This is a genomic window from Sorangium sp. So ce1153, assembly GCF_051521595.1.
In the GTDB taxonomy this organism is placed as follows: domain Bacteria; phylum Myxococcota_A; class Polyangia; order Polyangiales; family Polyangiaceae; genus Sorangium.
In genome coordinates this window covers 39,664-63,287 of sequence record NZ_CP150361.1, presented here as the reverse complement: position 1 = coordinate 63,287, position 23,624 = coordinate 39,664, and the positions used below count along the sequence as shown (strand labels likewise).

Genomic DNA, 23,624 nt, shown 5'->3' with positions numbered 1-23,624 from the left:
GGACAGACCATGACGACCACCGCTCCGCTGGACCACGGCCGCCGCCTCGGGGCGCCGGGGGACCGGCCGTGGACCGAGGCGTTCTCCGTCGCCAGCCGCGTCTCCGGCGTGATGGGCCTCGCGCTCGACACCGCGGTCCGGAGCAGCCTGCTGCCCGAGCTGCCCGCCCTGCGCGACCGGGAGAGAGCGCGCCTCCTGCACGGGACCGCCAGGGGGCTCTGCGCGCTGCACGCCCTGCGCCTCCGCGTCACCGGCGCCCTCCCCGCGCCGCCGTTCGTGATCGTGGCGAACCACGTCAGCTACCTCGATCCGATCCTCCTCGCCTCGCTCACCCCCTGCACCGCCATCGCGAAGCAGGAGATCGGCAGCTGGCCGATCATCGGCGACCGCGCGCGCGATCTCGGCGTGCTGCTCGTCGACCGGCGGCGCCCGGAGAGCGGGGCGCGCGTGCTCCGCTGCGCGCTCCGCGCCCTGCGCCACGGCGTCCCGGTGCTGAACTTCCCGGAGGGCTCCACCACGCGCGGGCAGGAGGTCCTCCCCTTCCGCAAAGGCATCTTCGGCGTCGCCCGGATCGCGGGCGTCCCCATCGTGCCCGCGGCCATCACCTACGACGCGCCGGAGCTCTGCTGGGCCGGCGACGACACCTTCCTTCCTCATTACCTCCGCTTCTCCAGCCGCCGCGAGGCGAGCGCCTGCGTCACGTTCGGCCCGCCGCTCGGCGAGCACGGCGGCGCGGCCGAGCTCGCCGAGCGCGCCCGCGCGGTGATCCTGGACCTCTTGAGCCTTTAGGAGATCTCATGTCTCAACAGCGAGCCGCCGCGTACCTGCGGCACGGGCAGACTCCCTTCTTTCGCCTCCCGACCGCGGGCTTCGACGAGCCCGGCGCCTCGGCCTACACCGGCGCCGACGCCGTGCTCCTCGGCGTGCCGTGGGACGGCAGCGTCACCTACCGCCCTGGCACGCGCTTCGCCCCCTACGAGCTGCGCCGCGTGAGCGCGCTCGTGCAGTCGTATCACCCCGGCCACGGCATCGACGTGTTCCGCGCGCTCGACGTGCTCGACGGCGGCAATGTGCCTTTTCCCCCCTTCCACGCCGACTCCGTGCGCGAGCAGATCCAGGCCTCGGTCGACGAGGTGCTCGCGGCCGGCGCGGTCCCGTTCGTCGTCGGCGGCGACCACTCCATCGCGCTCCCCGTGCTCCGCGCGCTCTCGCGGCGCCACGGCCCGGTCGCGGTCGTGCACGTGGACGCCCACCTCGACACGAGCAGCTCGGAGGTGTGGGGCGAGCCGTTCCACCACGGCACGCCGTTCCGCAATGCGATCGACGAGGGGCTGATCGGGCGGGGCGAGCTCCACCAGATCGGCGTCCGCGCGACGTGGGGTCACCCGGAGGAGGGCGCCTTCGCGGCGCACGCCGGGGCGACCCTGTACGGCATGGAGCGGATCGACAGCGACGGCGCCCCCGCGATCGCGGCCGCCATCAAGGCCGCCGTCGGCGAGGCGCCCGTCTACGTGTCGTTCGACATCGACGGGATCGACCCGGCCTATGCCCCGGGCACCGGCACGCCCGTGCCCGGCGGGCTCACCTCGCGCGAGGCGATCCAGCTCCTCCGCGGCCTCGCGGGCATCAACCTGGTGGGGATGGATCTCGTCGAGGTATGCCCCGCGCTCGATCACGCCGACATGACCCTTCATCTCGGCGCGCACCTCCTGTTCGAGGGCCTCGCCCTCGCCGCGGTGAGGAAGGGCCAAAAGAGCGCTCGCCTGACCTGAATCTCACGACGACGGCGACGACGACGACGAGGAGAACGAAGGCGGCGAGGAGGACGAGGGCGAAGGCGGAGAACGTCACCAGAACGACAACGAAGCTGCGCCGCCGCGTCGCGCGGCGGCTCAATCCGCTGGCGCGCATCGCCATTCCGGTGTCACATGAGAGACACCGGAATGACACGCTCGCCCGCCCTCTCTGGCCGCTACGCCGAGCTCTCGCAGCTGGATGACGCCTGGGCTCGCCTCGCGCGCACCTACGGTGGACGGGAGATGACAGTCGGGACGTCCGCCAAGGGTAAGCCATTGCGTCGAATCGACTTCGGCGATCCGCAGGGCCCGACGTTCCTGCTGACCTCGCTCATGCACGGGGTCGAGGCGATCGGCGGGCTCGCGTTGCTCGACGCGGTCCGGTCGATCCTGGCGAGCGGGCGCGCGGGGGCCGCGGCGCGGGCGCGGCTCGTGGTGGTGCCGGTGGTCAACCCCGACGCGTTCGCCGAGAACCTGGAGCGCCTCCGCGGCGAGCGGCCCGCGTCGCAGCGGTGCAATGCGCGCGGCGTGGATCTGAACCGGAACTTCGCGCCGCTCTCCTCGTCGCGGCCGCTGCACCCGTTCGCGGGCTCGCGGCTCCGGTGGTCGCCGCATTACACGGGTCCTCACGCGTTCTCGGAGCCGGAGTCGCGCGCCCTGCGCGACGTCGCGCTGGAGACGAGGCCCGCGCTCGCGCTCGGCTTTCACAGCTGCGGCAACCTCCTGGTCTACCCCTGGGCGCACACCGGCGCGCCCAACCCGCGCGCCCCGCTGTACCAGGCCCTCGGCGACAGCTTCTGCCGCGCGCTGCCGCGCGACCGGTACGAGGTGCGGCAGGCGGCGCACTGGTACCCGACGGTCGGCGACATGGACGACTGGCTGGACGCCAACCTGGGGACCCTCGCCTTCACGGTCGAGGTCAGCCGTCCTGCCCGCTCCTTCCGCGATCTCCCCCGGCTGCTCAACCCCTTCTGGTGGCTGAACCCGCGAGAGGCCGACGAGGCCATCGACAATGTGGTCCCTGGCGTGGTCGCGCTCCTCGGCGACGCGCTCGCGCGTGGCGTGGGCAGGTCGGCCCCGCAGCCCGTCGCCCTCCCGGCGGAGCTCCTGGCCGACGCCGCGGAGTGAGGCGCCCGGTGCGGGCCCCACGTCAGGCCAACGTCAGGTTGACCGCGGCCCCGCCGCGCATGCCCGGATGGCGGGCGCGGTCGAATAGTGCCAGTCCCGCGCGCGGCATCCACTATCCTTCGGGGTGTGAGCGCCGCCTCGTCCCGCATGCCGACGACCCTCCGGGTCAGCCCGAGCGCGACGGGCAGGCCGGCGCCCAGCGTGGACGAGTCGGACATCTGGCAGCACGCCGCTGACGAGGTCGTCGACGGCAAGTACCGGCTGGTCCAGCCGCTCGGGCGCGGCGGCATGGCGGAGGTCTGGCTCGCCGTCCACGTCACGCTCAAGACCGAGCTCGCCATCAAGTTCCTCAGCGTCGCGCTGACCGGCGACCCGGCGCGGTGCCGGACCGTCCTGGAGCGGTTCCGCTTCGAGGCGCAGATCTCGGCCCGCCTGGGCGCGCGCACCCGGCACATCGTCGCCGTCCACGACGCGGGCGTTCACGACGATGTCCCCTATCTGGTGATGGAGTACATCCGGGGTCGAACGCTGTTCGCCGAGGTGAACGAGCGGGGGCCGATCGATCCGCGGCGCTTCGCGGACATGCTCGATCAGATCGCGGACGCGCTCACCGTCGCGCACGACATGGGCATCGTTCACCGCGATCTGAAGCCATCGAACGTGATGCTCCTCGACGAGCCCGGCGCGGCGCTCACGGTGAAGGTCGCGGATTTCGGCATCGCCAAGGCGCTGCACGGCAATCTCGGCCTCGATCGGCCGCGCGAGACGGACGCCGACGTCATGCTGGGCTCACCGAACTACATGAGCCCGGAGCAGCTCGCCTCGCCGCTCTCGGTCGACGCGCGGGCCGACGTCTGGGCGCTCGGCGTGCTCGCCTACGAGGTGCTGACCGACTGGGCGCCTTTCCAGGGCAACACCATCGCCGAGCTCATCGTCGCGGTCAGCACCCGCGATTTCGAGCCCCCCACGCAGATCCGGCGGTCGCTTCCCCGCGGGCTCGACGGCTGGTTCGGGCGCGCGCTCGCGAAGGACCCGGCGCAGCGGTTCGCCACGATCCGCGAGATGGTGCAGGCCTACCACGCCGCGCTGACGGTGACGCCGCCCGAGCCGCCCGAGCCGCCCGGGCCGCCCTCGGCGCCCTCGCTGGCGCGGCGGCCGGCGGCGATGGTCGCCGTGGCGCTGGCCTGCCTGAGCACGCTCGCCGGGGCCGCCACGCTCGCGTGGCGCCTGCTCGATCGGCCGCGCCCGGAGCAGGCGGCGCGGCTCCTGTCCCCCGGCGTGCGCGGCGCGCTGCAGGACGTTCAAGACGTCGCGCGGCGCTCGCCGCCCCCGCCGCAGCCCGAAGCGGCGGAGCAGCCCCCGGCGGCGCCGGCGGAGGCTTCCGCGCTGCCCGGTCCGTCGGCCGCGCCCGCGCCGCCGCGCTCGACGCAGCCCCGTCCCGGGAGCGACAGGGCAGCCCCTCGCGCGACGGCCGCCCCCGCCTCGCCGCCTCAGCCCGCCGTGCCCCGGCGCCGCAAGGAGATCGACAAGAGTGAGATCCTTTGAGCGACAGCTCCTCACGCTCTGCAGCGCCGCCCTGCTCGCGACGGCGGCGCCGCCGGCGCTCGCCGCCGGGGCGGAGGAGGACGCGAAGACGCTGTTCGCCCGGGGCCGCGAGCTGCGGAGCGCCGGGCAGTGCGAGCAGGCGATCATCGCCTTCCGGAGCGCGCTGGAGATCTACCCCGAGGGGCTCGGCGCCCTGCGGAACATCGCCGAGTGCGAGGAGGCGCTGGGCCTCTTTGCGTCGGCGCGGCGAGACTGGTGGGATCTCCGGCGCGCCGCGCTCCAGTCCAACGAGGCGAAGTACGCGGGGTGGAGCGAGGACGCCGAGCTTCGCTACCGGGCGCTCGGCAACAAGGTCGGGACATTGACGCTCCAGGTGCAGGGCGCCGAGCGCGCGCCGCGGGTCCAGGTGGCGCTGGACGGCAAGCCGCTCGATCCGAGGCTCCTCGGCGTCGAGCTCGAGCGCGATCTCGGCGCGCACACGGTCGAGCTGTTCTACGGCGGCGCCGCGCCGATCGCCGAGCGCGTCGAGCTCACGCCTGGCGTCCGTCGGACCGTGACGCTCACCGTGCCCGCGCCGCTCCCGGCCCGCGGCGCGCCCGCCCCCCCGAGCGCCCCGCCGCCGTCCACCAGCGGCGTCCGCGTGGGCGGCTACATCGCGCTCGGCGTCGGCGGCGCGAGCGCGATCGCGACCGTCGTGGCGCTGGCGGTGCGCGCCGGCGCGGTGTCCGCGGTCGAGGACGGGTGCTCCCCTGCCGGGGGCGGCGCCTACGTGTGCCCGCCGTCGCTCCAGGGGGACTACGACACAGGCAAGACCGCCACGACGCTCGCCGGCGTCTTCGCCGGCGTCGGGGTGGCCGGCCTCGGCGCCGGCATCACGCTGCTCCTGCTGAGCCCCTCGGAGCCCGCGTCGCCGGCGCCCGGCAAGCCGCAGGCGGCGCTGTCGGTCGCGCCGTGGCCTGGCGGCCTCGGCTCGCGCCTGCGCGTGACGTTCTGACCTCGTGATCCACACACGACGCGCCTCCTCGAGGAAGGCGCGCGGTGCCTGCGGGATCGGACGAGCTCATCGTTTTATGTCCGGGTGCGCGGAGACGGATCCTCCAGCGTTCACCCGCGCGCGGCGCGCGGCGCTGAGCTTGTCTTTCCGCCCCGGGGCGCTACCCCTTTTCAAGGCAAGGGCGCGCGAAGAGAGCAGAGGTCGAGATGAGCTCACGACGGAACAAGATCCTCGGTTCGATTGCGGGGAGCGGCGCGGTCGCCGTGCGCGGGGCGGCAGAGGCGCTGTTCTCGACGGCGGGCAAGGGGCTGCTCGACGAGGGCGCGCGTGAGGGACTGCGGCGCGCGATGGTCGAGAACACCACGGCGGTCGTGGACGCGCTCGCGCCGGGGCTCTCGATGGGCGCGCAGGCGACGGCGAAGGTCATCGTGGATCAGGGCGGAAAGCAGGCCGGCGCGCTCGTCCTCCACGAGGCGGCGCGGCAGGCGGGCCAGGCGGCGCTCACCGACGGCGCGTCGGCTGTGGCCGCCAAGGCGCTGGCCCGCGAGGCGATGAAGACCGCGGGCCGCGAGGTCCTGAAGGGCGCGGGCAAGGCGGCGGGGATCGGGTTCGTCGTCGACGGCGCCTTCGGCGCGTACGAGGGCGTCACGGCCTACCAGCGAGGCGCGATGACGAAGAAGGAAGCGCTCGCGCACGCGGCCCAGGAGGCCTCGACGGGCGCGGTGGCGACCGGCGCCGGCGTGCTGCTCGCGGCGGGCCTCGTCGCGGTGACGGGCGGCGCCGCGGCGCCCCTCGTGTTCGCGGTGGGCGCGGGCGGCGCGATCGGCGCGAAGCAGGTCCTGCGTCGGCTCATCAACCGCGCGTCCTCGAAGGTCCTCGTCCCTCCCGTTCCCGACGCAGGCCAGCCGGGGTGAGGCCGCCGAGGGGGGCGTGAGCTCCCCCGCTCCAGGCCGCGCGGGTCGCTCACGCGCCGCTCAGAACGGCGGCGGCGCTGTGTCGCCCGCCGGCAGCGGCCCTGGCTCCGGCGCGTGCTCCGACTCGGAGGGCGCCGCCTTCCCCGTCGATGACGGCTGCGGCCCCTCGCCCGGCGCCGGCACGGTGCCCTCCAGCGCTTCCGGAGCGCCGCCGTCCGCGACCTCCGCGCCCGCGTCCGGCTCCGGGACCGGCGCCTCGTCCGCCGGCTCCGTGCCGGCGACGAACACCTCCTCGATCGCGTCCTCCTGCCCCTCGCGCGCGAGGAGGCCCGTCGCGGGATCGATCTTCACGCGCACCACGCCGCTCGGCACCGGGAAGTCGACCACGGGGCGCTTCGCGTGCGCCTGCTTCATGAAATCCACGAACGCCGGCAGCGCCGACGTGGCGCCCGCCTCGCCCTTGCCGAGCGGCGCCGCGTCGTCGTAGCCGGTCCACACCGCGCAGGCGATGTCGGTCGAGAAGCCCACGAACCAGGTGTCCTTCGACTGGTTCGTCGTCCCCGTCTTGCCGGCGATCGGCCGCCCGAGCGAGCGCGCCTGCTTGGCGGTCCCGCTCTGCACGACCGACGTCAGCAGGCTCGTGAGCACGTACGCCTCCGCCTCCTCCATCACGCGGTGCGCCGGCGGGCGAGTCGGCAGCGGGATCTCCGCCCCGCCGGGCCCGACGATCTTCGTGATCAGGACCGGCTGCTCGTAGACGCCGCCCGCGGCGATGCTCGCGTACGCGGCGGCCATCTCCCGCGGCGTGACCTCGTAGGCGCCGAGCGCGAGCGACAGGTCTGCGCCGAGCTTCGACTGGACGCCGAGCGCGCCCGCGAAGGCGGCCACGTTCGAGGCGCCGACGCGCGACAGCGCCGACACCGCGGCCACGTTCACGCTGTGCGCGAGCGCCTCGCGCAGCCGCGCGGGCGACTGCCCCTCGCTCTCGTCGTGGTTCTGCGGGTTGTACCCGGAGATGGCGAGCGGGTTCGTCTCCAGGATCGTCGCCGGCGTCAGCGTGCGCGCGTGGATCCCGTAGCCGTAGACGAACGCCTTGAACGTCGACCCGGGCTGCCGCCGCGCGTACGACGCGCGGTCGAGCCCGCCGCGCACCGCCTCGTAGCTGCCGACGAGGGCGACGATCTCGCGCGTCCGCACGTCGATCGCGACGAGCGCCCCCTCGGGTCCGAGCTCGAGCCGCAGCGGCACCGGCGCCGCGGGCTTCGCCGGGGTGGCCGCGGGCGCGGCGCGCTTCGCCTCTCCGGCGGCGTCCTCGTCATCTTCTTCCTGCCCGGGCGCGGCCGCCGCGGCGACCGGCTCCGGCGCGGGGCCGATCAGGCTGACGCGCACCACCTTGTCGACGTCGGCGAACTTGCTCGGCGCGAGCCCGTTCGGGTTGTACCGCTGCGCGCCGCGGAGCGAGACGGTGCCTTCCAGCGTGCCTACCCGCACCGACAGCGTCCCTCGGCCGTCGTCGGCGCCCGTGACGACTCCGCGGAAGACCTTGTGCCCCGCGGGCGTCCCCTCGAACGGCGGCGGCTCCTTCTTGGCGCGCGCGAGCGGCCCGAACAGCTTGTGCCGCTTCGCGTACGCGTCGAGGTTCTTGCGGACGGCCGCGCGCGCCGCCGCCTGCATCGCCGGATCGATCGTGGTCGTGATCGTGTAGCCGCCCTGCTGCGCGGCGGGCCCCGCGACCTCGCGCAGCACGCGCTGCGCCTCGGAGACGACCTCGGGCGCGAGCTCCGCGAGCGATTCGGTCTCGATGGCGAGCACCACCGGCTCTCGCTTGGCTTGCTCGACCAGGATCTCGTCCGCGAAGCCCTTGCGCTGCATCTGATCGAGCACGAAGTCCCGCCGCGCCACGGCGCGCTCGAGGTTCACGCGGGGCGAGTACACCGACGGCCCCTTCACGACGGCGACGAGCAGCGCGGCCTCGGCGAGCGTCACGTCGCGCACGCTCTTGCCGAAGTAGTAGCGGCTCGCCTCCTCGACCCCGTAGCGGCCGTGGCCGAAGTAGATCTTGTTGAGGTAGAGCTCCAGGATCTCGTCCTTGGCGAGCTCCTGCTCGATCCTGCGGGCCAGGATGATCTCGCGCGCCTTGCGGTGGTAGGTCCGGTCCGGCGTGAGCAGGACGTTCTTCACGACCTGCTGGGTGATCGTGCTCGCGCCCTGCCTGGTCTGGGTCGAGCGGAGGTTCACCGCGAGCGCGCGGAGCATGCCGAGGTAGTTCAGCCCCGCGTGCTCGTAGAAGCCCGCGTCCTCGGCGGCGAGGGCGGCGAGCTTCACCTGGTTCGGGATCTCGCCGATGCGCACCACGGTGCGTCGCTCGGTGAAGAGCTCGCCGAGGCGCGTCCCGTCGCGCGCGAGGATGCGCGTCACCTGCGGGGGGCGGTAGTCCTTGAGCTCGCGGGTCGAGGGGAGATCCGCCTCGTAGTGCCGGATGACGAGCACCACCGCGGCGGCGGCGAGGGCGAGCAGCGCCGCGAGCGCGATCCCGATGCGCTTCGCCCATGTCGCGATCCGCGCGTTCCTGTCCGGCGCGGGATCGCCGTCCGGCGGGGTGGGTGCGCTCTCGAGGCGCGGCGAGCTCTCGAGGCGCGGCGAGCTCTCGAGGCGCGGCGAGCTCTCGAGGCGCGGCGAGCTCTCGAGGCGCGGCGAGCTCGTCGGCCTCGCCGCCCCGCTGATCCGCTGCGGCGGCTCGCTCCCTCGCCCAGGCAGCCCGGACCTCCGCGCCGGCGGCTCCGACGCGCGCCGCGGCGGCTCCGACGCGCGCCGCGGCGCGTCGGCCTTCCCGGCCGGATCGTTCTCGTTTTCCCCAGGGTTCCCTGATTGCTCCGAGGCCATGACGCCGTCCCCGTGAACGCTGGCGAACGCGATGCGCATCCAGAGCGCCCGGCGCGCCGGAGCGCCGACGCTAGCACGCCCGCGCGGGCTCGCCGCGATCCTGGCCGCTGTCGCGGAGGATCAGCCCTGGAACAGCCGCATGGCCACGATGGTGATCAGGATGCCGGCGATCAGGCACCCCGCCGCGATGCCGACGAGGAGCAGCGGCTTCGCCTCGGCCCTGGCCGGCGCCTTGACCGGGGGCGCCGGCACGGGCGCCGCCCTGGCGATCGCCGCCTGCGGCTGCTGGACCATCTTCACCGTCTTGGCCGGCGACTTGAACGTGGACGCGGGCCCCTTGCTCGCCTGGAGCGCGGCGGCGTGCTGCTTCGACGCCTGCTCGAGCACCGCGTTCGCGTTCTTCGGCATCATCGCCGTGTAGCCCTTGCCCGCGCCGCCCGCGAACGGCTTGAGCGCGTCCGCGAACTCCGCGGCCGACTCGAACCGGTCCTCGGGCCGCTTCTCGAGCGCCTTGGCGAGCACGACCCCGAGCCCCTGCGGGAAGTGCTTCCCCGGGACGCGCTCGTCGAGCGGGATCGGCGACTTGGTCACGTGGTGCTGGATGTACTCCATCGGCGTGCGCGCCTCGAACGGCAGCTTGCCGGTGAGCACCTCGTAGAGGATGGTCGCGAGCGAGTAGATGTCGCTGCGCGCGTCGAGCACCTTGCCCTGCGCCTGCTCGGGCGACATGAACTCCGGCGTCCCGAAGACCATGCCCTCCTGCGTGAGCATCACCGACCCCGGCCTGAGCTCGCGCTCCGTCACCTTCGCGAGCCCGAAGTCGAGCACCTTCGGGTAGTCCTTCAGCCCGCCGTTGGTCGACAGGAAGATGTTCTCGGGCTTGAGATCGCGGTGCACGATCCCCTGGATGTGCGCCTCCTGGAGCGCGCCGCAGACCTGGATGAGGATCGGGATCGCGCGCTCGACGGGCAGCGGCCCTTCCTTCCGGACCACCTGGTTCAGGTTCTTGCCCTCCAGGTACTCCATCACGATGTACAGCGAGCCGTCCTCGAGCTCGCCGTAGAGCAGCACCTTCACGGTGTTCGGGTGCGTGAGGTGGCTCATCGCCCGCGCCTCGCGGCGGAAGCGTGAGACGAGGTCTTTTCGGTTCGCGAGCTTGGGGTGGAGGATCTTCACCGCCACCATCCGGTTCATCGCCGGTTGTGCGGCCTTGTAGACCGACCCCATGCCGCCGGAGCCGATCTTCTGAAGAATCTGGAACTGCCCCCCGAGCAGATCTCGACCGATATTCGGGTCCGGACCGGCGGCCATGCGTGGAGCGGGAAAATACCACGCAACCCACCCGTATCGTCTATGACCGAAGCAGCCGACGCATCCGATCCCGTCGCGACAGGGCCAAATGACCGCAAAACTGGACGACCCCGGGGTGGCCGAGGCGCTCGAGAGCCCGCTCCTCGCCGCCGCCGGCTTCTCGCACGCCTTCTTCACCCGGCGCGGCGGCGTCAGCGCCCCGCCGTGGGACACCCTGAGCTTCGCCGTCGCGCTCGGCGACGACCCCGCCGCCGTCCGTGAGAACCAGGAGCGCGCCGCGCGGCGCCTCGGGGTCCCGGCGGCGCGGCTCTACTACCTCAGCCAGGTCCACGGCGTCGCGGCGCGGGTCCTCACCGGCGACGAGGATCGCGACGCCGTCGTCCGCGAGGTGGGCGACGTCACCCTCTCGCGCGCGGCCGGGGTCGCCTGCGGCGTGCGCAGCGCCGACTGCGCTCCGGTCCTCCTCGCCGATCGCCGGAGCGGCGCCGTCGCCGCGGTCCACAGCGGCTGGCGCGGCACCGTGCTCCGGGTCGTCGTCGAGGCCGCCCGCGCGCTCAGGTCGCTCGCCGGCCCCGGCGCGGAGCTCGTCGCCGCGATCGGCCCGCACATCGAGGCGTGCTGCTTCGAGGTCGGCGAGGACGTCGCCGCCGATCTCGCCGCCTGCTCCAGCGCCGGCGGCTCCGCGGTCGTCCGGGTCGCCTCCGGCGCGCGCCCGCACATCGACGTCCGGAGCATCCTCAGGGCCCAGCTCGCCGAGGTCGGGCTCGACGCGGCCGCGGTCGACGACGTCAGCGGCTGCACGGCGTGCGACCCCGCGCGCTTCTTTTCCTACCGGCGCGACGGACAGCGCAGCGGCCGGCTGCTGTCCGCGATCGTCGCCGGCCGCGCCGTCATCAGCTAGAACGCCCTCATGGTCTCGCTCGCGCGCGACTCGTCGCCGATCGTCCTCGCCATGGTGGGCCTGCCCGCCCGGGGCAAGACATCCATCGCCCGCAAGATCGCGCGGTACCTCTCGTGGCTCGGCCACCCCACGCGGCTCTTCAACGTCGGCAACTACCGCCGCGCGCACCTCGGCACCGCGCAGCCGCACCAGTTCTTCGACCCGGACAACTCCCAGGGCCGACAGGCGCTGCTCGGCATGGCGATGACGGCGCTCGACGACCTCATCGGCTGGCTCAGCTCCGGCGGCGAGGTGGCGATCTACGACGCCACGAACAGCACCCGCGCCCGCCGGAACCTCGTCACCGAGCGCTGCCAGGCGCACGGCTTCCCGGTCGTCTTCATCGAGTCGATCTGCAACGACGAGTCGATCATCGAGACCAACGTCCGCGAGACGAAGCTCCGCTCCCCGGACTACCAGGGCGTCGATCCGGAGGCGGCGCTGCGCGATTTCCGCGCGCGCATCTCGCACTACGCGCGCGCCTACGAGCCGCTCGGCGAGCCCGAGAAGAGCTACATCAAGATCATCGACGTGGGCCGGCAGGTCGTGCTGAACCGCATCCACGGCTACCTGCCGGCGCGCCTCGTCCCGCTCTTGATGAACATGCACCTCACGCCGCACCCGATCTGGCTCACCCGCCACGGCGAGAGCGTGTTCAACGAGAAGGGCCTGCTCGGCGGCGACTCGGACCTCAGCGCGCGCGGCGATGAGTACGCGAAGAACCTCTCCGTCTTCATCCGCGAGCGGGCCGGCGACGAGCACGTCAACGTCTGGACGAGCACCCTGCGCCGCACCATCCAGACCGCGCGCCCGATGACGCAGAACCACGTCGCGTGGCGCGCCCTCGACGAGATCGACGCGGGCGTCTGCGAGGGCATGACCTACGAGGAGATCCGCCAGCAGATGCCCGAGGTCTTCCAGGCGCGCGCGGCCGACAAGTTCCGGTACCGCTACCCGCGCGGCGAGTCGTACGAGGACGTCATCCAGCGCCTCGACCCGCTGATCATCCAGCTCGAGCGCCAGCGCTCGCCCGTGCTCGTGATCGGCCACCAGGCGGTGCTGCGCGCCCTCTACGCCTACCTCGTCGATCGCCCGGCCCCGTCGTGCCCGACGCTGCCGATCCCGCTGCACACCGTCATCGAGCTGACCCCGACCGCATACGCCTGCGAGGAGCGCCGCTTCCAGCTCGCACCCGCGGTCCAGGGCGGCGACTCGAGCACCGCCCACCCCTGACCGCCGCGACGCTCGCGCGCGGCCTCCGCAGAGCACCGCAGCGCGCGCCTCCGCCAAGCACCGCAGCGCGCGGCCGCCCTGGTCAGCGCTCCCGGCTGATCAGCTTGCGGAGGAGCTCCAGCGGGTGGAACGGCAGCATCGCGGCCATCTCGCTGTCGGTGCCGGCGCGCTCGAGCACCGCGCGCACCGCGGGCGCCACGATCCCCATCGGGTCGATCCGCTCCGCGATCGCGCGCAGGGCGCTGAGCGCCGCGCGCCCCGCGTCGATCCCGATCGGGATGGCGAGGGCCGCGGGCACCGGCGCGAGGATCACGTCCCGCACCGCCACCGCTCGCGCCCACGCGCCAGGGCTCGGATCGACCTCGAGCTTCCGGATGGTCTCCGCCTCGGCGAAGCAGCCGAGCGACAGCTCCCCTGCCCGCTCCTCGATGGCGCGCGAGAGGTGGCGGTAGTCGCGCCGCCAGTCGCCGGCGAGCAGCCCCATGTCCTTCCGCACCTCGTCCGGGCCGAGGATCAGGTTGATCCCCCGCGCGTCGCGGCGGAGCGCGACGCTCGTCCAGAGCTCCCCGCCCTCGAACAGGCCGATCACCATCGTCTTGCCGACCCCTGCGAGCGACTCGAGCGTGCCCCGCACGACGACCGGCGAGGGCATCGGCACGCCGCGCAGCCGCGCCGGCCAGACGTCGATCTTGCCGGCGAGGAGCTCTTCCCGCGCGAGCTGCAGCAGGAGGAGCGTCTGAGCGATGAGGTCGTCGCCGCGCCGCACGCGCGCCCCGAACCGCTCGACGATCGCCTCGAGGGCGCCCGCCTCGATCACGGCGGCCCAGCTCGCGTGGTGGCGCGCGGCGAGCTCTTCCGCGGAGCGCGGTGCGGCGCGCTGCGCGTCGTCGATCCGGAGCCGGCCGGCGTCCGTGTGCATCAGCTTCCTGAGCTTGCCGCCCGCGTGGACCGCGACGACGCCGCCGCGCGGCCGGGCTGCCTCGCGCTCGTCGATGCCCGCGCGCCGGGGCCGGAACAACGACAGCACGCGGACCCAGTCGGTCGCGGTGAACCCCTCGAAGCGGACGTCGGCTGACAGCACGGGGCGAGCCTACCCCCGGCGCGCGCCGTGCGCGAGGGCCGGCCGCCGGCCCAGAACGCGCCGCGCGGCGCCCGGCTACGCCCCCCACCAGAGCATCTCGTGCGCCTGGGTCTCGCCGCGGACGGGCACGATCACCCGGATCTTCTCGCCCTCGATCTGGACGACGTGCGCGGGGAAGCTGTCGGCCGGGTAGTACGCGGATTTCACGAACCCGCTCGCGTCGAGCCAGAACAGGTGCACGCCCTCCGCGGTCGCCCCGTGCATGAGGAGCATCCGCCCGCCGCCGAGCAGCGCGAACTCCATGCCCTTGAACCCCATCTCCTCGAAGCGCTCCGGAGACGGGAAATCCTCGCCCACGGACCTGAGCTCCGGCAGGTGCGCGCGGAGGTGCTTGTACAGCGTGTCGTAGCGCACCTTCGCGAGCCTCGGAATCCGCCGGTCGCCCGGGGCGATGATCGGCAGCTGCTCGGCCTCGAAGGTCGGCACCTCCACGTGGGTGCGGTAGCGATCCGCGAGCCTCCCGCGTCCGATCTCCTCGTCGCTGAGCGCCTTGAGCCACCACTGGAAGATCGCGAGATCGCCCGTCCCCGCCCGCGACTCGAGCCGGACCAGCGACTCCCACAGCGGCCTCCGGACCTGCCACTTCCCCCCGTGGCGCTTCACGACGCACGCCCCGACGTAGAGCGCCCCGTGCGTCACGAGGGTGACCAGCATGGGCGGCTCCCCTGCCCCGCTCGTCGTCGGGGCGCTGTCCGCGCCCCGCGCGCCGCCAGCGTCCCGCGCGTCGCGAGCGTCGACTGCCGGCGCGAGCCAGGCGTCGCGCCGCTCGCGCGTCAGCGCCGCGCCCAGGCGGTGGACCGAGGCGTCGGAGAAATCGAGCCCGAGGTCGGGCACGCCGAGCGCCCCGGGCGCGAGCCGGGCGAACACCTCCGCCGCGTGCTCGATCTGGGCAAGGATGGAGGGGTTCCCGGCCGGGTTCGCGTCCGTCGAGCGCGCGCTCGCCAGGTCGGCGAGCGCGTCGGGCGGGTAGTGCGGCGCGAAGAAGCGCTCGAAGAGCGCAGCGGCCGTGATCGGATCGGCGGGCATGGCTGGGATGGCGCTATGGGGCCGGGCGGGCGGCCCGGCGCGGCTCAGAACATCTTCTTGCGCTTCGACGAGCTCAGGATGCCGAGCATCTCGCGGTACTTGGCCACGGTGCGGCGGGCGATCTTGATGCCGTCGGTCTCCTCGAGGATCTTGACGATCGCCTGGTCGCTGTACGGATTCGACTTGTCCTCGGCCAGGATGATCTTCTTGATCGCCTGCTTGACGCTCTCGGAGGCGATGTCCTCGTCAGCCACCCTGTGGATGGATGAGTTGAAGAAGTACTTGAGCTCGAAGAGCCCCTGGGGCGTGTGCACGTACTTGTTCGACGTCACGCGGGAGATGGTCGACTCGTGCATGCCGACCGACTCGGCGACGTCCCTCAGGATCATGGGCTTCAGGTAGCCCACGCCGCGCTCCAGGAACTCGCGCTGCTTCTCGACGATGCACTCGGTCACCTTGATGATCGTGCGCCGCCGCTGCTCGATGGCCCGGATCAGCCACTGCGCGCTCCGCAGCTTCTCGCTGATGAACTCCTTCGCCTTCGGGTCCTTGAGCATCCGCTGGGCGAGGTTCTCGTTGATGTAGAGCCGCTGGAGCCCCTTGTCGTTGTCGGTGACGACGAACTGAGTGCCGTCCTTGATGACGTACACGTCGGGGGTGATGGCGATGGTCTTCTCGTCGACCTCGGCGAAGTTGCGCGCCGGCACGCTCTCCAGCTTCTGGATCTCCTGGACCGCGTCGTAGACGTCCTCCAGCGGGATCTTCAGCGCCTTCGCGATCGCGGGGAAGTTGCGCCGCTCCACGTTGTGGAGGTGGTCCTTGATGATGGCCATCTCGATGTCGTCGAAGCCGAGCACCTCCGCCTGGACCCGCAGGCACTCCGACAGGTCGCGCGCCGCGACCCCGACCGGGTCGAAGCGCTGGATCATCGACAGCACCTCCTCGGCGTCCTCGGGGTGCAGCTCCGCCTCCCGCGCCAGGTCCGCCAGGCTCAGGTCGGGCCCCTTGGTGCCGTCCGGACGTTCGCCCCCCTTGAGGTCGAGGTAGCCCTTCTCGTCGAGGTTGCCGATGACGAGCAGCGCGAACTGGCGCTCGTTCTCGACGAAATCGCTCATCTGGAGCTGCCAGAGCAGGTGATCGCGCAGGTTCGACGGCTTGGTCAGGTTCTGGTCGATCGGCGGCAGCTCCTCGAAGCCGCCCCGGTGCGCCGGCATTGCCTGCTGGAGCTGGCGATTTTCCAGGAATTGCTCCCAGTCCACCTCCTTGACCCGCTTCTCCGTCTCGCGCGCCGCGATGTCGGTGTCGCGGTCGAACCGTTCGCCGTTCTCGAGCCGCTGCTCCGTCGGCAGGTCCGCGTTCCTCCCTCGCTGATCCCCCTTCTCCCCGTCCCGCAACTTCGGGTCGGTCATGTCGTCCGCGAGGACCGGGTTGCCGTCCAGCTCCTTCCTGATCTCGTCGACCAGCTCGAGCCGCGACAGCTGCAGCAGCCGGATGGCCTGCACCAGCTGCGGGGTCATCACAAGCTGCTGGGACAGCTTGAACTGGAGCTTCATCTCCATGCCCATGAGGAGCTCCTTCTCTCAGTTCGCCGCCTGAGCCACCCGCCGAAGGGGGGCCGGGGCATTGCGCGAGGTTCGTGCCATCGAGTGTTTCATTGGTGGCCTCACCCCCAACGTAGCATCGAACGGGGCAGCGGCCCGGGTCTTGCTTTCACGTCTGCACCAAAAAATAGCGCGAGCCTGCGTCCTGCACCCCTGAACGCGCTGTCAGACCTCGGCTACCACAGGATTTTTTCGTCCTGTCTGGGAGCCGTGTCTGCACTCCGTTTGGATTGGCCCCCATGACGGGATCGTTGCACCATCGGCGGCCGATCGGGAGGCTTGAAATCCCGAAAGGTTGGGCGAAGGCGCGATGGAACGGCCGAAGGTGCGCGGACCTACGCTGGAGACCGAGGCAGCGCGCGGCGAGGCAGCGCGCGAGGCCGAGAAGGAGCGGATCCTTTCGTGCTCACCCCTCGCCCCGCTCGCGTCACCGAGCCGGCAGACGCTGCTCGATCTCGGCACGTTCGAGCGGCTCGCGCGCAGGCAGCGCCTCGTCCAGCAGGGCGCGCCGCCGCGGCACCTGATCCTGCTCGGGGCGGGCCGCGTGAGGGTCGAGCGCACGTCCGAAGGGCGGGTCTTCCCGCTCGGGCACCGCGGGCCCGGCGACCTCGTGGGTGAGAGCGCGCTCGCGGGCGCGACGGTCGCCACCGAGAGCGCGACCGTGCTCGACGAAGGGGACGCGCTCCTCGTGCCGCTCGCCGGGCTGGAGCGGCTCGCCGCCGCCGACGCCGGGCTGCGCGCCGCGCTCGCGGCGGCGCTCGTGGCGCGCCAGCTCGAGACCGAGGCGCGCCTCGGCTCGCTGCTCCTCTGCACGGTCGAGGCGCGCTTGCTCGACTTCCTCGGCGCCGCTGCCCGGCGGTGGGGGCAGCCGCACGCCGCTGGCCAGCTGGTGTCGGCGCCCTTCACCCACGCCGACATCGCGCTGCTCATCGGCTCGACGCGCGAGACGGTCACCTCGCTGCTGGGCAAGCTGAAGCGCGCCGGCCTGATCTCGTTCGACCGGCGGCGGATCGTCATCCGGGATGGCGCGCACCTCGCGGCGCGCGCCGCGTCGGCCTGACCGTCCGCCCCGAGGGGCCGCTGCGCGTCCTGCGCTGGAGCCGGACCACGGCGCCGCCCCGCGCGTCGACGGTGACGCCCCGCCCGTCGACGACCTCGTCGCTGCGCGGCGCGGCCGGGCGGACCGCCGCATCGAGGGCGGCCTCGCCCGCGGCGCGGACGGCTCGCTCGCCCGGTCCGCTCCGCTCCGGCTCGCCGAGGGCGCCGCGGACCAGCCGGAGCCGAGGGAAGACCCCGGACTTCGTGGAGGGCTGGGGGCTGAGCTCGACGAAGATCGTGCTGAGCAGCCGGCCGAAGGCGTACGGCTTGAGCAGGACCTCGCTCGTGTCGTCGGCGCCGTCGCACGAGACCGGCTCGTCGGCGCAGAAGACGACCCGCCGGGGCATGGTGCCCTCGCGTCGCAGGCGGCCCAGGATCTCGCGGGCGCCGTTCGTCCCCGGGGCGAGATCGATGAGCGCGACGTCGTAGACGCGCTCGCGCGAGAGCGAGATCGCTTCCTCCAGCGTCGCGGCCGAGCTGACGAGGGCGCCGCGGTTGCAGAGGAGGAGCGCCGTGGCCCTCCGGAGGACGTGGTCCTGATCGAGGAGGAGAACGTTCGGTTGGTACGTCATCGGTATCCCTGCGGCTTGCAGTCGAATTGCGCCGCATCGACGGGGACGGCCACGAGCGCGCTCCCCATCGTTCAGCGGCAGCATCCGCGTCCGCGGACGGTGCCCCCTCTTCGCAACGCACGTGCCGACGGCGTGGTGTCGCCGTCGCCCGGCCCCCGGCGCCCCCGGTTCTCGGCGCCAACGCGGCCCTCCGAGCGACGCCGCCGGCGACGCTGCCCCGCGGCCCCCTCGACCGTCGCTGTGCCCATTTCGCGCTCCCTGCGCGGCGCCCCTCCGCCCCGGCGACGACCGCCCCCCCACGCTGTCGGCTCGCCCACCGCGCCCTTCATCGCTGGTGCGCGCTTCGTGCGCACGGGCCAGCCCAGGTTTGCGGCCCCGCCACGACGGCGCGGTCCGGCGATCTGCCGGGTGCTCCGGGTTCGCCCCCGGGCGCGGACCTCACGTCCGGGCCGCTCGCGCACCCCCGGCCCTGACGCGTTCGGCGCGCTGCGGCAAACTCATTTTCCCGCTTGATGAGGCTGGCGTGGGGTGCCACAAGCGTCCGCGCGCACGAGTGGCGGAATCGGTATACGCACCGGGTTTAGGTTCCGGCGCCGCGAGGCTTGGGGGTTCGAGTCCCCCCTCGTGCACCACGGCATGAACTCGACCGCCTGGCGGCGCGACGCGCCGTCGCTCTTCTTCTTCCAGGGGCGATACGAGGAAGGGGCGGCTCCCCGGGCGGTGCGGGCCGGGCGTGGGACGATCTGGGCGTGAGGGCGCGGACGTGCGCCCGCGCGCCGCGCGCGTCGCACGCCCGGCGGCGTCCGGGCTGCGGGGCCTCCGGCAGCCTCCGACGAATCGCCCGGGCGGCGTTGACGACGGCGCGCGCGGTCCCGGAATTGCGCGGCGCCCGCGGCGCGACTACGTTCGCGTTCCTCGGCCGAACCCTTTCCTCCCACCTGACCGCCGCGGAGCCAAGGCACGTAAAGATGTTCACCTGGGCGATGAAGAAGATTTTCGGCACCTCGCACGAGCGTGCCATCCGCCGCATGCGACCCCGGGTCGAGGCGATCGGCAGGCTGGAGCCAGAGCTGCAGAAGCTCTCGGACGCCGAGCTTCGGGCGAAGACCGCAGAGTTCAAGGAGAAGCTCTCCAACGGCGCGACGCTGGACGACATCCTGGTCCCGGCGTTCGCGGTCTGCCGCGAAGCGTCGAGGCGCGCGCTCAAGATGCGTCATTACGACGTGCAGCTCATCGGCGGCATGGTGCTCCACAACGGCAGCATCGCCGAGATGCGCACGGGCGAGGGCAAGACCCTGGTCGCGACGCTCCCCTGTTATCTGAACGCCCTCGAGGGCAAGGGCGTCCACGTCGTCACGGTGAACGATTACCTGGCGCGGCGCGACGCCGAGTGGATGGGCAAGCTCTACGGCTTCCTCGGCCTGTCGACGGGCGTGGTCGTGAACCAGCAGGGCGACGCGGAGAAGCGCCAAGCGTACCGCTGCGACATCACGTACGGCCAGAACAACGAGTTCGGCTTCGATTACCTGCGCGACAACATGAAGTTCTCGGCGCTCGAGTACGCGCAGCGCCCGCTCCATTACGCGATCGTCGACGAGGTCGACTCCATTCTCATCGACGAGGCGCGGACTCCGCTCATCATCAGCGGCCAGGGGGAGCGATCGAGCGACAAGTACCGCACGATCAACGAGGTCATCCCCCAGCTCCGGAACGAGGAGCATTATGCGGTCGACGAGAAGGCGCACTCGGTGACGCTGACCGACGAAGGGGTGGAGACGGCGGAGCGGCTGCTCTCGTCGCTCAAGGTCCTCAAGGGCACGAACCTCTACGATCCGGTCAACCTCGAGACGCTGCACATCCTGAACCAGTGCCTGCGCGCGCACACACTCTACAAGCGCGACGTCAACTACATGGTGCGCGACGGCAAGGTGCTCATCATCGATGAGTTCACCGGCCGCGTCCTCGCGGGCCGCCGTTGGTCGGACGGCCTGCACCAGGCCGTCGAGGCGAAGGAGAACGTCCGGATCCAGGAGGAGAGCCGGACGATGGCGACGATCACCTTCCAGAACCTCTTCCGGCTGTACAAGAAGCTCTCCGGGATGACCGGCACCGCGGACACGGAAGCGGCGGAGTTCCACAGCACGTACAAGCTCGACGTCGTCATCATCCCCACGAACAGGCCGGTGGTCCGCGTCGACTACGAGGATCTCGTCTACAAGACCGAGAAGGAGAAGTTCACCGCGGTCATCAACGAGATCCTCGAGAAGCACGAGCTCGGCCAGCCGATCCTGGTGGGCACGACGAGCGTCGAGAAGAGCACCGCGATCAGCCGGATCCTGACGAAGCGGGGCGTGAAGCACAACGTGCTGAACGCGAAGCACCATGAGAACGAGGCCTACGTGGTCGCGCAGGCGGGCCGCAAAGGGGCCATCACGGTGTCGACCAACATGGCGGGCCGCGGGACGGACATCATCCTGGGCGGCAACCCGGAGATGCTCGCGAAGCTCAAGTTCAAGGAGCAGAACCGCCAGCCCGAGGCGGAGCCGGAGGCGTTCGAGGCCCTGGTCGAGGAGATCAAGAAGGAGTGCACCGCCGAGGGCAACGAGATCCGCGAGATCGGCGGGCTGTACATCCTGGGCACCGAGCGGCACGAGTCGCGCCGCATCGACAACCAGCTGCGCGGCCGCGCCGGCCGCCAGGGCGACCCCGGGACGTCGAAGTTCTACCTGTCCCTCGAGGACGACCTCATGCGCATCTTCGCCGGCGATCGGGTGAAGAACCTGATGGAGCGGATGGGCATGCCCGACGACGAGCCCATCGAGCACCCGTGGGTGACGAAGAGCGTCGAGAACGCGCAGAAGAAGGTCGAGGAGCGCAACTTCGACATCCGCAAGAACCTGCTCGAGTACGACGACGTGATGAGCGCGCAGCGCAAGACGATCTACGACATGCGCCAGTCGCTGCTCGTCGGCCGCTACTACCCCGAGATCCTCGACGAGGAGGGCAAGCCGACCGGCGAGAAGCGCGCGATCAAGCCGCTCGCCTCCATCGCGGACCTGGTCCGGCCGGACGTCGGCTACCTGCTCGGGATGTTCGCGAACGATCCGGTGATGCCGCTCGACGCGGACGGCAACCGCCGCGAGATCGAGCGGAAGGACTTCGAGAAGACGGAGCGGTTCGTCGAGCTCGAGAACCTGCAGCGCGAGATCTACACGCGCTGGGGCGTGAAGATCGAGCTCGAGTCGCGCCCCGACAAGGTCCTCGAGATCTACGACGAGTGCGCCGAGCTCGTCCCCCAGGCGCTCACGGAGCAGCGGGAGCGGCTGCTCGATCTGATGGACCGGATCATCGGCGCGATGGTCGAGGAGTCGTGCCCGCCCCGCAAGCCGCCGGAGGACTGGGACTGGGGCGGCATCTTCCAGGGCTTCCGCGAGCACTTCGGGGTCGAGCTGCCGGACGATGTCTCGCACATCGGCGACCAGGAGACGCTGGCGCGGGAGCTCTACGAGCGCGCCGAGAAGGCCTACGAGAAGCGCGAGGAGGAGATCGGGATCGAGCTGTCGCTCCGCATCTTCCGCCACCTCTACCTGGAGGAGCTCGACAAGGTCTGGGTCGACCACCTGACGGACATGGACCACCTCCGCGACGGCATCGGCCTGCGCGGCTACGGGCAGAAGGACCCGAAGCAGGAGTACAAGAAGGAGGGCTACAACATGTTCGTCAACATGGTGGCCCGCGTCTCCTCGAACGTGGTCACGAAGCTCTTCAGCGTGAACGTCCGGCGCGCCGAGCAGGAAGAGGCGCAGATCGAGGCGGCCGACCGGCAGCGGCACGCGGCCGCGCTGCTCGACGCTGTCGCGCAGCACGACGAGTCCCTCCCGATCGGCGCGAACCCCGCGCCGGCGCTGCCGCAGGCGCCCGCCGTCACGCAGGAGCAGGAGTGCCCTTGCGGCAGCGGGAAGCCCTTCAACAAGTGCCACGGCGTCGAGGACGAGGCGACGGCCTGAGCCGCCGTCTCCTCTGCCTGCTCGTCCGGCAAGCGACAACCTGACAGCAAGGGCCGTCGGCAGGCCCTTGCTCCTCCGCCTGACCCCCGCATGAACACCGTCGGAGGGCCGGTTCATCGGCCCGGGGAGGCAGGCCATGAAGATCTTCATCGACTCAGGGGACATCGCGGAAATCAAGGAAGCGCAGTCCATGGGGGTCATCGACGGCGTGACCACGAACCCGTCGCTCCTCGCCAAGGGCGGCAGGCCGACGCGGCAGGTGATCGCGGAGATCTGCGAGGTCGTCGACGGGCCCATCTCGGCCGAGGTGGTGGCGGTCGAGAAGGACGCGATCCTCCGCGAGGGCCGCGAGCTCGCGAAGATTCACCGGAACGTGGTGGTCAAGGTCCCGCTCATCGATGACGGGCTCAAGGCGGTCCGGATCTTCGCCGCCGAGGGCATCAAGACGAACGTCACGCTTTGCTTCTCGGCTGCCCAGGCGCTGCTCGCGGCCAAGGCCGGGGCCACGTACATCTCGCCGTTCGTCGGGCGGGTCGATGACGCGGCGGGGGACGGGATGGACCTCGTCTTGCAGGTCGTGACCATCTACAGGAACTACGGCTTCCCGACGCAGGTGCTCACCGCGAGCGTGCGGCACCCCGTCCACTTCGTGCAGGCCGCCATGATCGGCTCGCACGCCGCGACGATGCCGCTCAAGGTCATCAAGCAGCTGACCAAGCACCCGCTGACGGACGTGGGGCTCGCGCAGTTCCTGGCGGATGCGAAGAAGATCCCGGAGCTGGTATAGCGAGTCCTGTGACCGAGAAGCGCAAGGAGAGCTCGGGGGCAAAGCGGCGCGGGGGCAGCCCGGCGGCCCCCGCGGTCGTGTCCATCACGACCCAGGGCGGGCCGTTCAAGGGGGTGTCGGCGGCGGTCGTCCGCCGGCGAGCGAGCAAGATGCTCGCCCACCTGGCGCTGCAGGGCGTGGAGCTCTCCGTGGCCCTGGTGAACGACCAGGCCATCCACGAGCTGAACCGCACGTACCGGCGCAAGGACAAACCGACCGACGTGCTCGCCTTCCCCATGCTCGAGCAGAACGGCGCCAGCTCACGCAGGCGCGGCCGGCGAGGGCCCGTGGATCCGTCGGTGTGGCACGGCGTGCTCGGGGACGTGATCGTCTCGATCGATACGGCCGCGCGGCAGGCCGCCGAGCGCGATCGTCCGCTGCTCGACGAGATCACGATGCTCCTCGGGCACGGCCTGCTCCACCTGCTCGGTTACGACCACAAGACCGACGCGGAGGAACGGGAGATGACCGCCTTGACCCGGGAGCTCGAGGTCGCCGCGGCATCCCGGGGCAGCAGTACTACTGGAATCCGGGCTCGCAGCGGCGTCGCGAGCCCGAATAAGACGCGGGCTCAATGACTTATCGCTTGCGATGGGAAACCTCGCTTGT

18 protein-coding genes and 1 tRNA gene are annotated in these 23,624 nt (G+C 71.9%); 13 read left to right on the top strand and 6 right to left on the bottom strand.

What is annotated here, in order from left to right:
- Positions 1–9 precede the first annotated feature (9 nt).
- The 6 genes from WME85_RS00230 (at position 10) to WME85_RS00205 (ending at position 6,377) form a co-directional block, all read left to right on the top strand.
- Positions 10–789 (top strand): lysophospholipid acyltransferase family protein, encoded by a 780-nt coding sequence (locus tag WME85_RS00230; RefSeq protein WP_437834047.1) that lies wholly within the window; start codon positions 10–12, stop codon positions 787–789.
- An 8-nt stretch (positions 790–797) separates the two neighbouring features.
- Positions 798–1,772, top strand: a complete 975-nt coding sequence (speB, locus tag WME85_RS00225) for an agmatinase (protein WP_437834045.1) — start codon at positions 798–800, stop codon at positions 1,770–1,772.
- Positions 1,773–1,943: 171 nt separating this feature from the next.
- On the top strand, positions 1,944–2,924 hold the full coding sequence (locus WME85_RS00220; RefSeq protein ID WP_437834043.1) for a M14 family metallopeptidase: 981 nt from the start codon (positions 1,944–1,946) through the stop codon (positions 2,922–2,924).
- A 126-nt stretch (positions 2,925–3,050) separates the two neighbouring features.
- Positions 3,051–4,469, top strand: coding sequence for a serine/threonine-protein kinase (locus WME85_RS00215; protein WP_437834041.1), 1,419 nt, complete (start codon positions 3,051–3,053; stop codon positions 4,467–4,469).
- Positions 4,456–5,463 (top strand): tetratricopeptide repeat protein, encoded by a 1,008-nt coding sequence (locus WME85_RS00210; protein ID WP_437834039.1) that lies wholly within the window; start codon positions 4,456–4,458, stop codon positions 5,461–5,463. The genes WME85_RS00215 and WME85_RS00210 overlap by 14 nt, the downstream gene beginning before the upstream one ends.
- Positions 5,464–5,669: 206 nt before the next feature.
- Entirely contained in the window at positions 5,670–6,377 is a 708-nt protein-coding gene (locus tag WME85_RS00205; RefSeq protein ID WP_437834037.1) for a hypothetical protein, read from the top strand.
- Positions 6,378–6,437: 60 nt separating this feature from the next.
- Here the strand turns inward: WME85_RS00205 and WME85_RS00200 are convergent, their stop codons facing one another.
- Both WME85_RS00200 and WME85_RS00195 read right to left on the bottom strand, forming a co-directional pair.
- Complete coding sequence (locus WME85_RS00200) at positions 6,438–9,299, bottom strand: PBP1A family penicillin-binding protein (RefSeq protein WP_437834035.1); 2,862 nt, start codon at positions 9,297–9,299, stop codon at positions 6,438–6,440.
- 81 nt (positions 9,300–9,380) lie between these two features.
- Entirely contained in the window at positions 9,381–10,571 is a 1,191-nt protein-coding gene (locus WME85_RS00195; protein WP_437834033.1) for a serine/threonine-protein kinase, read from the bottom strand.
- Between the two features lie 88 nt (positions 10,572–10,659).
- On the opposite strand from WME85_RS00195, the gene pgeF reads away from it, so the two are divergent.
- Entirely contained in the window at positions 10,660–11,472 is an 813-nt protein-coding gene (pgeF, locus tag WME85_RS00190; protein WP_437834031.1) for a peptidoglycan editing factor PgeF, read from the top strand.
- A gap of 9 nt (positions 11,473–11,481) precedes the next feature.
- Positions 11,482–12,744: a bifunctional nucleoside/nucleotide kinase/histidine phosphatase family protein gene (locus WME85_RS00185; RefSeq protein ID WP_437306942.1), complete on the top strand. Its 1,263-nt coding sequence runs from the start codon at positions 11,482–11,484 to the stop codon at positions 12,742–12,744.
- Positions 12,745–12,826: 82 nt separating this feature from the next.
- Here WME85_RS00185 and WME85_RS00180 read toward each other — a convergent pair whose 3' ends face one another.
- The 3 genes from WME85_RS00180 to rpoN form a co-directional block, all read right to left on the bottom strand.
- Complete coding sequence (locus WME85_RS00180; protein WP_437834028.1) at positions 12,827–13,825, bottom strand: hypothetical protein; 999 nt, start codon at positions 13,823–13,825, stop codon at positions 12,827–12,829.
- Between the two features lie 75 nt (positions 13,826–13,900).
- The gene (locus WME85_RS00175) at positions 13,901–14,911 is read right to left on the bottom strand and encodes a hypothetical protein (RefSeq protein ID WP_437834026.1); all 1,011 of its coding nucleotides are present in this window, start codon (positions 14,909–14,911) and stop codon (positions 13,901–13,903) included.
- Between the two features lie 44 nt (positions 14,912–14,955).
- Entirely contained in the window at positions 14,956–16,476 is a 1,521-nt protein-coding gene (rpoN, locus tag WME85_RS00170) for an RNA polymerase factor sigma-54 (protein WP_437306939.1), read from the bottom strand.
- Positions 16,477–16,822: 346 nt separating this feature from the next.
- On the opposite strand from rpoN, the gene WME85_RS00165 reads away from it, so the two are divergent.
- Positions 16,823–17,572: a Crp/Fnr family transcriptional regulator gene (locus WME85_RS00165; protein ID WP_437834024.1), complete on the top strand. Its 750-nt coding sequence runs from the start codon at positions 16,823–16,825 to the stop codon at positions 17,570–17,572.
- Here the strand turns inward: WME85_RS00165 and WME85_RS00160 are convergent.
- On the bottom strand, positions 17,526–18,182 hold the full coding sequence (locus tag WME85_RS00160; RefSeq protein ID WP_437834021.1) for a response regulator: 657 nt from the start codon (positions 18,180–18,182) through the stop codon (positions 17,526–17,528). The two genes, WME85_RS00165 and WME85_RS00160, sit on opposite strands and share 47 nt — an antisense overlap.
- A 547-nt stretch (positions 18,183–18,729) precedes the next feature.
- Between WME85_RS00160 and WME85_RS00155 the strand changes: the two genes are divergently transcribed.
- The 4 genes from WME85_RS00155 to ybeY all read left to right on the top strand — a co-directional run bounded on the left by WME85_RS00155 (position 18,730) and on the right by ybeY (position 23,593).
- Positions 18,730–18,814: transfer RNA gene (locus tag WME85_RS00155), tRNA-Leu, on the top strand.
- 336 nt (positions 18,815–19,150) lie between these two features.
- Entirely contained in the window at positions 19,151–22,189 is a 3,039-nt protein-coding gene (secA, locus tag WME85_RS00150) for a preprotein translocase subunit SecA (protein WP_437834020.1), read from the top strand.
- 136 nt (positions 22,190–22,325) lie between these two features.
- Positions 22,326–22,976, top strand: a complete 651-nt coding sequence (gene fsa / locus WME85_RS00145; RefSeq protein ID WP_437306935.1) for a transaldolase family protein — start codon at positions 22,326–22,328, stop codon at positions 22,974–22,976.
- An 8-nt stretch (positions 22,977–22,984) separates the two neighbouring features.
- Complete coding sequence (ybeY, locus tag WME85_RS00140; protein ID WP_437834017.1) at positions 22,985–23,593, top strand: rRNA maturation RNase YbeY; 609 nt, start codon at positions 22,985–22,987, stop codon at positions 23,591–23,593.
- Positions 23,594–23,624 lie beyond the last annotated feature (31 nt).

Bases quoted from the DNA above. Each gene is read 5' to 3' on its own strand.
- WME85_RS00230 (WP_437834047.1), top strand. From the start codon at position 10: ATGACGACCACCGCTCCGCTGGACCACGGCCGCCGCCTCGGGGCGCCG.
- speB (WP_437834045.1), top strand. From the start codon at position 798: ATGTCTCAACAGCGAGCCGCCGCGTACCTGCGGCACGGGCAGACTCCC.
- WME85_RS00220 (WP_437834043.1), top strand. From the start codon at position 1,944: ATGACACGCTCGCCCGCCCTCTCTGGCCGCTACGCCGAGCTCTCGCAG.
- WME85_RS00205 (WP_437834037.1), top strand. From the start codon at position 5,670: ATGAGCTCACGACGGAACAAGATCCTCGGTTCGATTGCGGGGAGCGGC.
- WME85_RS00200 (WP_437834035.1), bottom strand. From the start codon at position 9,299: ATGCGCATCGCGTTCGCCAGCGTTCACGGGGACGGCGTCATGGCCTCG.
- WME85_RS00195 (WP_437834033.1), bottom strand. From the start codon at position 10,571: ATGGCCGCCGGTCCGGACCCGAATATCGGTCGAGATCTGCTCGGGGGG.
- pgeF (WP_437834031.1), top strand. From the start codon at position 10,660: ATGACCGCAAAACTGGACGACCCCGGGGTGGCCGAGGCGCTCGAGAGC.
- WME85_RS00185 (WP_437306942.1), top strand. From the start codon at position 11,482: ATGGTCTCGCTCGCGCGCGACTCGTCGCCGATCGTCCTCGCCATGGTG.
- WME85_RS00175 (WP_437834026.1), bottom strand. From the start codon at position 14,911: ATGCCCGCCGATCCGATCACGGCCGCTGCGCTCTTCGAGCGCTTCTTC.
- rpoN (WP_437306939.1), bottom strand. From the start codon at position 16,476: ATGGGCATGGAGATGAAGCTCCAGTTCAAGCTGTCCCAGCAGCTTGTG.
- WME85_RS00165 (WP_437834024.1), top strand. From the start codon at position 16,823: ATGGAACGGCCGAAGGTGCGCGGACCTACGCTGGAGACCGAGGCAGCG.
- WME85_RS00160 (WP_437834021.1), bottom strand. From the start codon at position 18,182: ATGACGTACCAACCGAACGTTCTCCTCCTCGATCAGGACCACGTCCTC.
- secA (WP_437834020.1), top strand. From the start codon at position 19,151: ATGTTCACCTGGGCGATGAAGAAGATTTTCGGCACCTCGCACGAGCGT.
- fsa (WP_437306935.1), top strand. From the start codon at position 22,326: ATGAAGATCTTCATCGACTCAGGGGACATCGCGGAAATCAAGGAAGCG.